The 12,254-nt window shown below is 70.7% G+C and carries 13 protein-coding genes; 8 read left to right on the forward strand and 5 right to left on the reverse strand.

Translation table 11 applies throughout. From position 1 onward, the window contains the following. Positions 1 to 10: 10 nt before the first annotated feature. The 3 genes from AC30CM_RS06935 to AC30CM_RS06945 are packed head-to-tail and all read left to right on the forward strand — an operon-like array spanning position 11 to position 2,789. Positions 11 to 823: a hypothetical protein gene (locus AC30CM_RS06935; RefSeq protein WP_490116115.1), complete on the forward strand. Its 813-nt coding sequence runs from the start codon at positions 11 to 13 to the stop codon at positions 821 to 823. Continuing rightward, the gene (locus tag AC30CM_RS06940) at positions 824 to 1,336 is read left to right on the forward strand and encodes a polyadenylate-specific 3'-exoribonuclease AS (RefSeq protein WP_490116098.1); all 513 of its coding nucleotides are present in this window, start codon (positions 824 to 826) and stop codon (positions 1,334 to 1,336) included. A 52-nt stretch (positions 1,337 to 1,388) separates the two neighbouring features. Beyond that, positions 1,389 to 2,789: a class II 3-deoxy-7-phosphoheptulonate synthase gene (locus AC30CM_RS06945; protein WP_490116099.1), complete on the forward strand. Its 1,401-nt coding sequence runs from the start codon at positions 1,389 to 1,391 to the stop codon at positions 2,787 to 2,789. Between the two features lie 4 nt (positions 2,790 to 2,793). Here AC30CM_RS06945 and AC30CM_RS06950 read toward each other — a convergent pair whose 3' ends face one another. Next, entirely contained in the window at positions 2,794 to 4,017 is a 1,224-nt protein-coding gene (locus AC30CM_RS06950; RefSeq protein ID WP_490116116.1) for a protein kinase domain-containing protein, read from the reverse strand. Positions 4,018 to 4,086: 69 nt separating this feature from the next. Here AC30CM_RS06950 and AC30CM_RS06955 point away from each other — a divergent pair, with 69 nt between their 5' ends. Then, positions 4,087 to 4,491 (forward strand): Rv2175c family DNA-binding protein, encoded by a 405-nt coding sequence (locus AC30CM_RS06955; RefSeq protein WP_490116100.1) that lies wholly within the window; start codon positions 4,087 to 4,089, stop codon positions 4,489 to 4,491. 21 nt (positions 4,492 to 4,512) lie between these two features. Here the strand turns inward: AC30CM_RS06955 and AC30CM_RS06960 are convergent, their stop codons facing one another. From AC30CM_RS06960 to AC30CM_RS06975, 4 genes are all read right to left on the reverse strand, one after another. Further along, entirely contained in the window at positions 4,513 to 6,030 is a 1,518-nt protein-coding gene (locus tag AC30CM_RS06960; protein WP_490116117.1) for an alpha-(1->6)-mannopyranosyltransferase A, read from the reverse strand. Positions 6,031 to 6,047: 17 nt separating this feature from the next. Beyond that, positions 6,048 to 7,154, reverse strand: coding sequence for a bifunctional (2E,6E)-farnesyl/geranyl diphosphate synthase (gene idsA2, locus AC30CM_RS06965; RefSeq protein WP_490116101.1), 1,107 nt, complete (start codon positions 7,152 to 7,154; stop codon positions 6,048 to 6,050). A 111-nt stretch (positions 7,155 to 7,265) separates the two neighbouring features. Next, positions 7,266 to 7,988 carry an LppM family (lipo)protein gene (locus AC30CM_RS06970; protein WP_490116102.1) on the reverse strand — a complete coding sequence of 241 codons (723 nt, stop codon included), beginning with the start codon at positions 7,986 to 7,988 and terminating at the stop codon, positions 7,266 to 7,268. A 19-nt stretch (positions 7,989 to 8,007) separates the two neighbouring features. Next, positions 8,008 to 8,652: a GNAT family N-acetyltransferase gene (locus AC30CM_RS06975; protein ID WP_490116103.1), complete on the reverse strand. Its 645-nt coding sequence runs from the start codon at positions 8,650 to 8,652 to the stop codon at positions 8,008 to 8,010. Between the two features lie 249 nt (positions 8,653 to 8,901). Here AC30CM_RS06975 and AC30CM_RS06980 point away from each other — a divergent pair, with 249 nt between their 5' ends. From AC30CM_RS06980 to ftsL, 4 genes are all read left to right on the forward strand, one after another. After that, positions 8,902 to 9,309: an SCO2097 family morphological protein gene (locus tag AC30CM_RS06980; RefSeq protein WP_490116118.1), complete on the forward strand. Its 408-nt coding sequence runs from the start codon at positions 8,902 to 8,904 to the stop codon at positions 9,307 to 9,309. Between the two features lie 404 nt (positions 9,310 to 9,713). Further along, complete coding sequence (mraZ, locus tag AC30CM_RS06985) at positions 9,714 to 10,145, forward strand: division/cell wall cluster transcriptional repressor MraZ (protein ID WP_490116104.1); 432 nt, start codon at positions 9,714 to 9,716, stop codon at positions 10,143 to 10,145. Next, positions 10,120 to 11,274, forward strand: coding sequence for a 16S rRNA (cytosine(1402)-N(4))-methyltransferase RsmH (rsmH, locus tag AC30CM_RS06990; RefSeq protein ID WP_490116105.1), 1,155 nt, complete (start codon positions 10,120 to 10,122; stop codon positions 11,272 to 11,274). Before mraZ ends, rsmH begins: the two co-directional genes overlap by 26 nt. Then, positions 11,274 to 12,254 (forward strand): cell division protein FtsL (ftsL, locus tag AC30CM_RS06995; RefSeq protein ID WP_490116106.1); only part of this gene is annotated, 981 nt, incomplete at its 3' end. The genes rsmH and ftsL, both read left to right, overlap by 1 nt.

Raw genomic sequence — 12,254 nt, forward strand, 5'->3', positions numbered from 1 at the left:
CATCCCGCTGATGTGCTGCCTGCTCGCGTTCATCCTGACGTTCTTCGTGACCCGCACCATCGTCCGCTACATCCGGCACAACGCCGACGACACGAAGCCCCGCAAGTGGTGGCAGCCGCGCAACATCTCCGCCGGTGACGGGCTGCACATCCACCACGTCGTGATCGGCGTGATCCTGGTGATGGTGTCCGGGGTGACCATGGTGACGCTGGCCGTCAACGGCGGCGTGGCCGAGTTCACGGCGGCGGCCATCATGTTCGGCATCGGGGCCGCGCTCGTGCTCGACGAGTTCGCCCTGATCCTGCACTTGCAGGACGTCTACTGGGCCGAGGACGGCCGCACGTCGGTCGACGCCGTGTTCGCCGCGGTCGCGGTCGCGGGCCTGCTGGTGCTCGGTTTCAACCCGCTGTCGTTCTTCGACGTCGGGATCTGGCAGGAGGACCATTCGGTGGCCGCGCGCGCCTTCGTGTTGGTGGCCGCGGCGCTGAACCTCGGCATCGCCGTCGTCGTGCTGCTCAAGGGCAAGGTGTGGACCGGCCTGGTCGGCATGTTCATCTCACCGCTGCTCATCGTCGGCGCCATCCGACTGTCGCGGCCGCACGCCCCGTGGGCGAGGTGGCGCTACACGAAGCGACCCCGCAAGATGCACAAGGCGCTCGAACGCGAGCGCAAGCTGCGCCGGCCCGTGGTGCAGGCCAAGCTCTGGCTGCAACACGTGGTGGCCGGCGAGCCGCACTTTCCCGACGATGCGAAGGTCAACGAGGAATTGGACCGCGAGATCCACGCCGCGCCCGCGCCGGCTGCCAGCCAGGGAGCCGCCTGAGTGCGCTACTTCTACGACACCGAGTTCATCGACGACGGCCGCACCATCGAGCTGATCTCGATCGGCGTCGCCGCCGAGGACGGCCGCGAGTACTACGCCATCTCCACCGAGTTCGACCCGGACCGAGCAGGTCCGTGGGTGCGCAAGCACGTGCTGCCCAAGTTGCCGGGTCCGGCGTCGCCGCTGTGGCGGTCGCGCCGGCAGATCCGGGACGACCTCGAGGAGTTCTTCGGCGTCGACACCGACGAACCCATCGAGCTGTGGGCCTGGGTGGGCGCCTACGACCACGTGGTGCTGTGCCAGCTGTGGGGGGCCATGACCGAGCTGCCGCGGCCGATCCCGCGGTTCACCCGCGAACTGCGGCAACTGTGGGAGGAGCGCGGCTCGCCCCGCATGCCCCCGCGCCCGAGCGACGCGCACGACGCGCTGGTCGACGCCCGGCAGAACCTGGAGCGCTACCGGCTCGTCACCGCGGACGGCGACCGCGACGGCGCCTGGGCGGTACGCTCCTGAGCTGCGGGTATGGCCCGTCGAAACCGGTCGGGCGGCCCGTTAGGATGGTCGGGTGAACTGGACCGTCGACGTACCCATCGATCAGCTGCCGGACCTGCCGCCGCTGCCGGGTGACCTGCGCCAGCGACTCGACGCCGCCCTGGCCCGGCCCGCACTGCAGCAGCCCAGCTGGGACGCCGGTCATGCCAAGGCCATGCGCACCGTGTTGGAGAGCGTGCCGCCGGTGACGGTGCCGTCGGAGGTGTTGCGCCTCAAGTCGCAGCTCGCCGCCGTCGCGCGGGGCGAGGCGTTCCTGCTGCAGGGCGGCGACTGCGCCGAGACGTTCGTGGACAACACCGAGCCCCACATTCGGGCCAACATCCGCACGCTGCTGCAGATGGCGGTGGTGCTGACCTACGGCGCCAGCATGCCGGTGGTCAAGGTGGCGCGCATCGCCGGCCAGTACGCGAAGCCCCGGTCGTCCGACGTCGACGCGCTGGGGTTGAAGTCCTACCGCGGGGACATGGTCAACGGTTTCGCGCCCGACGCTGCCGTGCGCGAGCACGACGCCTCGCGGTTGGTGCGCGCCTACGCCAACGCCAGCGCCGCGATGAACCTCGTCCGTGCCTTGACGTCGTCGGGCCTGGCGTCGCTGCACGCGGTACACGACTGGAACCGGGAGTTCGTGCGGACCTCGCCCGCGGGCGCGCGGTACGAGGCCCTGGCCGGCGAGATCGATCGCGGTCTGCGGTTCATGACCGCGTGCGGCGTCAACGACCGCAACCTGGACACCGCCGAGATCTACGCCAGCCACGAGGCGCTGGTGCTGGACTACGAGCGCGCGATGCTGCGCATGGACGGCGGTGATCCTGCCGCCGAGGACGCCACCCCCAAGCTCTACGACCTGTCGGCGCACTACCTGTGGATCGGGGAGCGCACGCGCGCGCTCGACGGGGCCCACGTCGCATTCGCCGAGGTGATCTCCAACCCGATCGGCATCAAGATCGGCCCGAGCACCACCCCGGAACTCGCGGTCGATTACGTCGAACGGCTCGACCCCCACGACGAACCCGGCCGCCTCACGCTGGTGAGCCGGATGGGCAACCACAAGGTGCGCGACGTGCTGCCGCCCATCATCGAGAAGGTGCAGGCGTCGGGGCACCAGGTGATCTGGCAGTGCGATCCGATGCACGGCAACACCCACGAATCGTCGACCGGATACAAGACGCGCCACTTCGACCGCATCGTCGACGAGGTCCAGGGATTCTTCGAGGTGCATCGGGCGCTCGGTACGCATCCGGGCGGCATCCACGTCGAGATCACCGGTGAGAACGTCACCGAATGTCTCGGGGGCGCGCAGGACATCTCCGACTCCGACCTGGCCGGCCGGTACGAGACGGCCTGCGATCCGCGGCTCAACACCCAGCAGAGTCTGGAGTTGGCGTTCCTGGTCGCGGAGATGCTGCGCGACTAGCGTTCTAGCGGCCGAAGAACAGTCCGTCGAGGTTGCTGCCGAGCGTCCACGCGCCGGCGGCGATCAAGGCCGTCAACGTCAGGACGGCGACCACCCAGAACACCGTCATGCGCTTGCCGCGCTGGCGCGCCCACTCGAACTCGTCGAGTTCGATGCCCGCGAACCGCTCGGGGGCGCGGCGTGATCGGGCGGCGTCCGGGGGCCGCGCGAACGCGCGGGTGTGGGTGACCCGAGGCGGCGCCAGGTTGGGCACGTCGTCCGGCATCGCGGCCGGGGCCACCCGGTCGGTCGCCTGGTCGGTGGCGGGCTCGAGGCCGACCCTGTCGTGGTACGCCGTCGCCGCGGCGTGCCCCGCCGAGTTGCGGGGTGCCGGCACTCGGAACGCGGGGAGGCCCAGTTCGTCGACGATGGCGTCGAGTTCGGTGCCCATGTCCTGGGCGTCGGCGAACCGGTCGGCCGGGTTGCGTGCGGTGGCACACCGCACCAGATCGTCGAATTGCCGTGGTACGCCGGCGATCGCCGCGCTCGGCGGGGGCACGTCGTGATCCATCCGCTGATAGGCGACGGCCAGCGGGCTGTCACCGGCGAACGGCGTGACGCCGGTGAGCAGTTCGTAGGCGAGGATCCCGACGGCGTAGACGTCGCTGCGAGGTCCCGCGTCGCCCGTGCCGACCTGTTCGGGAGACAGGTACGCGGCGGTGCCGAGAATCACGCTGGTGGAGGTGATCTTGGCCTCGGCGACGGCGCGCACCAGCCCGAAGTCCGCGATCTTGACGTCGCCGTCGTCGGAGATCAGCACGTTCTCGGGTTTGACGTCGCGGTGCACCAGGCCCGCCCGGTGGGCGACCGCCAGCCCGGTCAGCACCGGCGCCAGCACGGCGGCCACCGCGTGCGGTGGCATGGGGCCGCGTTCGCGGAGCAGCTCCCGCAACGTGCCGCCCTCGACCAGCTCCATGACCAGGAACGGGTGCGCGCCGTCGATGCCCTGGTCGTAGACCGCGACCAGGCCGGGGTCCTTCAGGCGGGCGACCGCGCGGGCCTCGCGCTGAAAGCGGGCGAGGAACTGCTGATCCCCGGAATAGCGCGCGTCCATCACCTTCAACGCCACGGGACGGTCCAGGCGGACGTCCAGGCCGCGATACACCGTCGACATGCCGCCCGTGGCGATCGGGGTGTCGACGCGGTACCGCCCGTCCAGGACGACGCCGACCAGCGGGTCGACGGGGATGCCGTCTGCCCGCCGCGCCGGCGCCCGTTGGTGGCTTGTGTCCACGCGATGCATCCTAGACTCGCATCCGTGAGCGCCATTCCCGCCGCCGAGGACGTCCTGGACCCCGACGAGGCCGTCTACGACCTCCGTCAGGTGGCAACGCTGCTGTCCATCCCGGTCACGAAGGTGCACCAGCACCTCAAGGACCGGCATCTGCTCGGGGTGCGCCGTGACGGTGCCATCGTGGTGCCCAAGGCGTTCTTCGACGAGTCGGGTCACCTGGCCAAGGCGTTGCCCGGGCTGCTGGTCGTGCTGCACGACGGCGGCTACCGCGAAACCGAGATCGTGCGTTGGCTGTTCACTCCCGATCCGTCGCTGACGATCTCACGCGACGGCGGCGGTGCGCCCGTGGCCAACGCCCGGCCCGTCGACGCGCTGCACTCGCATCAGGCACGCGAGGTGCTGCGGCGCGCGCAGGCCATGGCGTACTGAGTGTGGCGTACTGAGCGTGGCCTACTGAGCGCCCACCGCGGGCGTGCCCCGCTCGGGTGCCTTGGCCAGGTAGTACCAGGCGCCCACCGCGCACGCGGTGGCCAGCAGGACGTGGATCCACGAGTACATGCCGTGGGAGCCATCGGGCTTGAAGATCACCATGATCCACGTCGAGAACCCGGCGATGAGCGCGGTCGCCGAACGAGTCTGCGCCAGCGCCGACATGACCGCCAGCGGCCACGTGTAGTACCAGGGCAGCGCCGCGGGTACGAACAGGCAGACCACCAGCATGGCCAGCGCGATGCCCGTCAGTGCCTCCCGGTCGGTGTGCCGGAATCGCCACCACAGCAGGGGAAGTGAGATCGCGATGATCGCGATGCCGATGATGCGGGTGACCTCGAGCACCGCGTAGAAGTTCACCGGGATGAGCAACCCGCCGACGGCGTTGATGACGTTCGCGGCGGCCGTGGGGATGGTCAACCAGTTGATGATCTTCACCGAACCGGCGAGCGCGGTGAGCCAGCCCAGACCGACGCCCGCCATCAGCGACACGACCGCGAAGACCGCCACGAAGATCAGCGCCGACGCGACGGTGGCCACCGCGAACGCCCGGACCGGGGACAGCGAGCGGCGCCGACGCAGTCGGTGCACCCACATCCACACCATGAACGGCAGCGCCAGGCCTGCGGTGGCCTTGACCGCCACCGCCAGCGCCACCAGCGACACCCCCCACGCCGGTCGGTCGGCGAGCGTCAGCGCGATGCCCGCCATCATCAGCCCCACCATGAGCATCTCGTTGTGCACACCGCCCATCAGGTGGATGATCACCAGCGGGTTGAGGGCGCAGATCCACAGGGCCGCAGCCGGATCGGCGCCGATGCGGCGTGCCACGCGGGGCGCCGCCCACAGCAGCAGCACCAGCCCGGGCAGCATCGACAACCGCAGCAGCATGGTCCCCGCGACGACGTGTTCGCCGACGACCAGCGTGACGAACTTGGCCACCATGATGAACGCGGGACCGTACGGGGCGGTGGTCGTGGTCCAGATGGGACTGACGTTGTCCAGCAACGAGTTCACGTTCTCGACCGGGCCCACGACGTACGGGTCCAGCCCGTCGCGCAGCAGGGCCCCCTGCGCCAGATAGGAGTAGGTGTCGCGGCTGAACACCGGGACGCTCAACAGCAGTGGCGCCAGCCAGAACCCCGCCGTCGCCACCATCGTGTATTCGGTTGCGCTGCGGTGGATCACGCGTCGACCCAGCCACAACCACGACGCCAACATGAGCGCCACGCCGGTCCACAGCAGGATCGACGACACCACCAGCCCGTGCCCGAACCGCAGCCACGACAGGTGCAGTGACTCCAGCAGCGGATCGTGCAGACGGGTGCTGCCGGCGCCCAGTCCACCGAGGGTGATCAGGCAGGCCCCCAGGAAACCCAGCAGCGCCGGGCGTGCCTCGGGTGACCTGGTGAAGTCGAGCAGCCGGCCCGGTCCGGTCCTGCGGTCGGCTGCGGTCGCGGGTGACGTCGGGGTGGCCATGGTGGGTGCGCCGTCGCTCACGCGGACCGGTTGGACGCCAATCTGGCGAGTTCAGCCAGGCCCACCTTGGCGTCGTCGTGAATGGGCGCGGTGGCCAGCACGTCGAGGCCGTGCTCGGTGAGTTCGCGGATGTGGGTCTCGACCGCGGCCAACGCGCCCACCGACTCGATGACGTCGCACAGTCGACGCACCTGTTCGTCGCTCAGGTCGGTGCCGACGGAGGCCCTCAGCAGCTTCGCGGCGGCGGCGTCGGTGCGGTCGGCCCGCTCCAGCGCCTCGGCGAGCAACACCGTGCGCTTGCCCGATCGCAGGTCGTCAAGCGAGGGTTTACCGGTGACGGCCGGATCGCCGAACACGCCGAGGACGTCGTCGCGCAGCTGGAAGGCCACGCCGAAGTCGGTCCCCAGTTCGTGGAAGATGGCCTGCACGTCCGGTCGGTCGGCGGCCGCGGCGGCGCCGAACTGCAGCGGCCGCGACACCGTGTACGACGCGGTCTTGTAGGTGTTGACGTTCATGGCCGAGGCGACGGTCTCGGCACGGCTCGCCTCGGCGGCGATGTCGAGGTACTGCCCGCCGAGGACCTCGGTGCGGATGTCGGACCACACCCGGTGCACCCGGCGGTAGGCCTCGGGGGACAGGTCCGCCATCGCGATCACGTCGTCGGCCCACACCAGCGACAGATCACCCATCAGGATGGCCGTCGACAGGCCGAACTGTTCTGGGCTGCCGTGCCAGTCGCGCGTGCGATGCGTCTCGGCGAACACGCGGTGCACCGTCGGCAGTCCCCGGCGCGTCGCGGAGGCGTCGATCACGTCGTCGTGCACCAGCGCACAGGCATGCAGGAGTTCGAGCGCGCCGAACAGTCGCAGCCGGTCGGCGGGCAGTGGGTCGGCCGTGACGTCGCCGCCGGCTTCACCGTCGACCACGGCGCGCCAACCCCAATAGGCGAACAGCGGGCGCACGCGCTTGCCGCCGCGCAGCACGAATTCCTCCAGCCCCGCGATCATCTCGGCGTAGTCGGCGCCGATGTAGGAGGCCGCGGCGCGGCGCTCGCGCAGGTAGTTCCGCAGTTCGTCGGTGACCGCCGCGGCGAGTTCGACGGCCGACGGTGCCGCTGCATCCACGCTCAGCGGACGCCCCTTTCCCTTACCCCACGTGCCCATGACCTTGCCATCGTCCTGCAGCGTAGAGCCTCGGTGCGGGTGCGGGGCAAGTCCGGCGCGCTGACGCACGCCTTACGGTCGCGGGTCGCCTGCCTGGCCGGGGACCGGGCTGCGGTCGCGGCTCAGCCACGCGAGCGTGCCGATGATGCCTGCGACGACGAACGAGCCGACGGTGAGCCAGATCGCCGCGCCGGTGAACGAGCGAGCGCTGGGGTCGGTGTAGCGGGCTTGGGCGTTCATGGTCGTGACGACGCCGGGCTTGAGCTTCCACTCGACCATGTCCGAAGACACCTGATCGCCGTTTGTGGAGGTGACCTCACCGGGAAACGACACGGTCATCGACACGTCGGCGTCGGCGTCGTTGAGCGACGTCAGGTCGACGCGGCCCTCCAGGATCACCAGGTCGCCGGCGCGCCGCAGCGACACGTCGACCCCCGCCGCGTCCCGGTTCATGCCGGCCAGCTGGGGCAGTTCGGCGAACGTGAGGTCGGAGAACACGGCCTGGGATCCCACGTAGTCGTCGCGCTCGTAGCTCGACACCGAGATCTTGTTGCTGAACGGCAGCGAGTTCAGCAGCTGTGGGCCCTTGTCGTCGGCGTCACGCGGCTTGGCCGCGGCGATGATCTGCCCGGACACCCGGTCGTCGGGGGACACCGTGATGGAGGCGCGGACGCGGACGCAGCCGGCCGCGAGCGGCACGATCACGCACAACAGCAGCAGCGCCACCAGCCGCTGACTGCGCCTGCGGCGGTGGGGCCGGCGCGACGTCCGGCCGGGGCGCGTTCCCAGGAGCACCCGGTCATCGTGCCAGACGCTAGAGCGGAAGTGCGCGCCCGAGGATGGCAAACGGGCGAGGGTCGCCCGCGAAGTGGTAACCCCTGATCACGTCGGTGAATCCCAGTCGCCGGTAGAGCCGCCAGGCGCGGTTGGCCTCGCCGTTGATCTCCGGCGTCGACAGCAGCACGTGCGATTCGGTGCGATCGGACAGCAGCCTGCGGATCAGCGCCTCGCCCAGGCCGCGGCCCTGCGCGCCGGGATGGATGTGCAGTTCGGTGAGTTCGAAGTAACCGTTCATGAGTTCGGCGATGCGATCGGAGGCGGTGCCGCCGCGCTGCAGTCCCGCCACCACCTGCTGCTGCCACCACTGGTCGGGCGCGCCGCAGTAGCCGTAGGCAATGCCCAGCAGGGGAGCCGACCCGAGGGTGGCCGCATCCGGCACCGCGGCGGGATCCTCCAGCCGCACCGCGGCGGGATCCTCCAGCCGCACCGCGGCGGGATCCTCCAGCCGCACCGCGGCGACCGCCTTCCACCCCCGCCGCCGCGTGTGCTCCAGCCACATCGACGCCCGCTGATCCTCGGTGCCCCGCGGATAACGCATCGCCTCGACGTAGACGGACAGCGCGTCGCCGAGCCTGCGTTGCATGTCGGCCGCCGACAGGTCGATCAGGAACGTCGCCAACCTTGGGTGTCCTTCTGAAGCTGAGTGTTCGGTCGAGGCCATTATCGGGCCACCGGTCGCGGCGACTGCAACGTCACACCGGGTGGCGCCACCGGGTGCGCCTGCGTGGCCGTACAATCGACGACGAACTAGGTGGTACGGCTCAGATTGACCTCGTATCATGAGAGTTGGGTGTCCGCGACGGCGGGCACGCACGACGTTATACGACTCGGGCGATCGACACGGCCGCGGCAACTTTGGGAGGCACGGATGCCACTCTCCGATCATGAGCAGCGCATGCTCGACCAGATCGAGAGCGCTCTGTATGCCGAGGACCCGAAGTTCGCGTCGAGCGTGCGCGGCGGCACCCTCCGGGCGCCGTCGACGCGGCGTCGGATTCAGGGCGGCGTGCTGTTCCTGCTCGGCCTCGCCCTGCTGATCGCAGGCATCGCGCTGAAGGCCACGTGGATCGGCAGCTTGCCGGTCATGTCCGTCGTCGGATTCATCGTGATGTTCGGCGGCGTGGTGTTCGCGATCACCGGGCCGCGGGTCCTTCGTGGTGGCGACAAGTCCGCGCCGGAGCCGGGCGCGGCCCGCTCGCGCAAGGCCAAGGGCGGCTCCGGGGGCTCGTTCACCAGCCGCATGGAAGATCGGTTCCGCCGCCGCTTCGACGAGTGACCGGTTTCCGGTACCAGGGGTAGTTCCTTCGGGAGCTACCCCTTTTTCACGTGCGCGGCAGGTGCCGTGACGGCATCGAGAGGCGACACGCCGAGACGCGCCGCGCCCTGGCGCGCCGCGGGCGGATGCCCCACCCGCACCCGCCCCGCGCCCGCTCTCCCCACGCGGGCCCACCCGAGGCCCCCCACTTCGCCCCACCGCAGGTAGAAGGCGCGACGAGCGGGGATTTCCTGGTCCGAGGGTCGTCGACACGGCCGCAAGGGTCGACGAATTCGCGGCGATGATGGGGTTTGGTGGGGAGTGCCCGCGACTTTCGATCGCGAGGTGGCGCGAAGTGGGGGATTGTGGGGTAAAGTGGCGGACATCGGAGCGACTGGGGCTCCGGACGGCAGGGAGGTGTCGAGATGTTTCTCGGCACCTACACGCCAAAGCTCGACGACAAGGGGCGGCTGACGCTGCCCGCCAAGTTCCGCGACGCGCTGGCAGGGGGGTTGATGGTCACCAAGAGTCAAGATCACAGCCTGGCCGTCTACCCCCGCGCCGAATTCGAGGCGCTCGCAGGACGGTTGACGCAGGCGTCACGGAGCAATCCGGAGGCCAGGGCCTACCTGCGCAACCTCGCCGCCGCCACCGACGAGCAGCATCCGGACGCGCAGGGCCGGATCACGCTCACCGCCGACCACCGGCGCTACGCGAACCTCACCAAGGAATGCGTGGTCATCGGCTCGATCACCTACCTGGAGATCTGGGACGCCCAAGCCTGGCAGGAATACCAGGCGGCCCACGAAGAGAACTTCTCCGCGGCCAGCGATGAAACCCTGCGCGACATCATCTGACCCGACCAACCAGCCGGCCGCGCCGGTCCGTGCCCCGTGGCCCCTGTCCGAACCGACCCTGACGTACTTCCCCGACGCCAGGTTCGCGCTCTCGGACAGGGACCTCGGGGCAGGGACGCCCCGGCCCATCCACGGAAGGGGTGACGCAGTGGCCGACGCCGAACAGCCCGCCGCCCCCCACGTGCCGGTGCTGCTGGACCGCTGCGTCGAACTCCTGCTGCCCGCGCTGACCCGGCATCATCCCGACGGCTCCGGCGCCGTGCTCGTCGACGCCACGTTGGGCGCCGGCGGACACGCCGAACGCTTCCTCACCCAGTTGCCCGGGCTGCGTCTCGTCGGCCTGGACCGCGACCCCACCGCACTGCAGCTGGCCGGCGCCCGCCTGGCGCCGTTCGGCGACCGGGTGACGCTGGTCCGCACGCGCTACGACGGCTACTGGGCCGATCGCGCCGAGCCGGAGGTCGACGGCGTGCTGTTCGACCTGGGCGTCTCGTCGATGCAGCTGGATCGGGCCGAGCGTGGGTTCTCCTACGCCCAGGACGCCCCGCTGGACATGCGGATGGATCCCGATGCGCCGCTGACCGCCGCCGACGTGGTCAACACCTACAGCGAACGGGATCTCGCGCGGGTACTGCGCGAGTACGGCGACGAGCGGTTCGCCACGCGCATCGCCGCCGAGATCGGCCGCAGGCGCGCCCGGCAACCGTTGCGCACGACCGCCGAACTGGTCGAGGTGCTGTACGCGGCCATCCCCGCCGCCACCCGCCGCACGGGCGGTCATCCCGGCAAGAGGACGTTCCAGGCCCTGCGCACCGTCGTCAACGCCGAACTGGACTCGCTGCGGGAGGCGCTGCCCGCGGCGCTCGACGCACTGGCCGTCGGCGGCCGCATCGTCGTGATGGCCTACCAGTCGTTGGAGGACAAGATCGTCAAGACGCTGTTCGCCGCTGCGACGGCGTCGCGGTCGCCGGAGGGGCTGCCCGTCGAACTGCCCGGCCACGGCCCGGCGTTCCGCGCGCTGACCCGCGGTGCCGAGAAGGCCGACGACGCCGAGATCGAGACCAACCCCCGCAGCGCCTCGGTGCGCCTGCGGGCTCTGGAAAAGCTTGTCGGAAGGGAGGGTTCGTGATGGGGAAGCGCAAGGAAGCGATGCGTCGCGGCGACGATCGGCGGCGTGCGGGGCGCGACGGCGCGCCGGCACGCCCGGCCGCGGAGGCCCCGGCCCGCGGCCGTCGGCCGCTGCGCGACCAGCGTCCGGCCCGCGGCAAGGGCAAGGCCTCCGGACCCGCCACCAGCCCGTTCCCGCGGCCGACGGAGACCCACGCCCGGCCCAAGAACACCGCGCAGGCCAAGGCGCGTGCCAAGGCTCGCAAGGCCAAGGCGCCCAAGGTCGTTCGGCTACCGCTGCGGGAACGCCTGCTCATCAAGCTGTCGTCGGTCGAGCTGAACCCGCGCCACCTGGTCAGCCGGGTCCCGTTCGTGGTGCTGGTGATCGGGGCGATCGGCTTCGGGCTCGGCATGACCCTCTGGCTCTCGACCGACGCCGCCGAGCGGTCCTACCAGCTCGGCCACGCCCGAGAGGTCAATCAGGCCCTGGCCCAACAGAAGGAGGCCCTCGAGCGTGACGTGCTCGAGGCGCAGGCGGCCCCCGCATTGGCGGAATCGGCCCGCAAGTTGGGCATGATCCCGTCGAAGGACACCGCCCATCTCGTCCAGGACCCGTCCGGCACGTGGGTCGTGGTCGGCACGCCCAAGCCCGCCGAGGGCGTCCCACCGCCGCCGCTGAACAGCCCGCTGCCCGAGCAGGGGCCGCCGCCCCCGCCGGCGCCGCCGGCACCGCGCGTCGTCGACCCGCGGGAGACCGTGGTGCGGCTGCCGGACCGGACCGGCCAGCTGGTGCCCGGAACCCCGACGGTGCCCGGGATCCCGACGGTCGCCGGGGTTCCGACACAGCCCGGAGTCCCGACACAGCCCGGAGTCCCGACACAGCCCGGAGCCCCGCAGGTGCTGGCAGCCCCCGCGCTGCCGACCGCCCCGGCGCTGCCGAACGCCGCCGCGGTCGCCGGCGCGCCCGAGGTGCCCACCATGGTCACCGCGCCGGTGGTCCCG

The sequence above is a fragment of the Mycobacterium sp. DHQP2018-32-09 genome (genome assembly GCF_058148405.1).

What these genes read in the sequence shown, in the direction of transcription:
- AC30CM_RS06935 (WP_490116115.1), top strand. Translation starts at nt 11, where the DNA reads ATGTGCTGCCTGCTCGCGTTCATCCTGACGTTCTTCGTGACCCGCACC.
- AC30CM_RS06960 (WP_490116117.1), bottom strand. Translation starts at nt 6,030, where the DNA reads ATGGCCACCCCGACGTCACCCGCGACCGCAGCCGACCGCAGGACCGGA.
- AC30CM_RS06980 (WP_490116118.1), top strand. Translation starts at nt 8,902, where the DNA reads ATGCCACTCTCCGATCATGAGCAGCGCATGCTCGACCAGATCGAGAGC.
- mraZ (WP_490116104.1), top strand. Translation starts at nt 9,714, where the DNA reads ATGTTTCTCGGCACCTACACGCCAAAGCTCGACGACAAGGGGCGGCTG.
- rsmH (WP_490116105.1), top strand. Translation starts at nt 10,120, where the DNA reads ATGAAACCCTGCGCGACATCATCTGACCCGACCAACCAGCCGGCCGCG.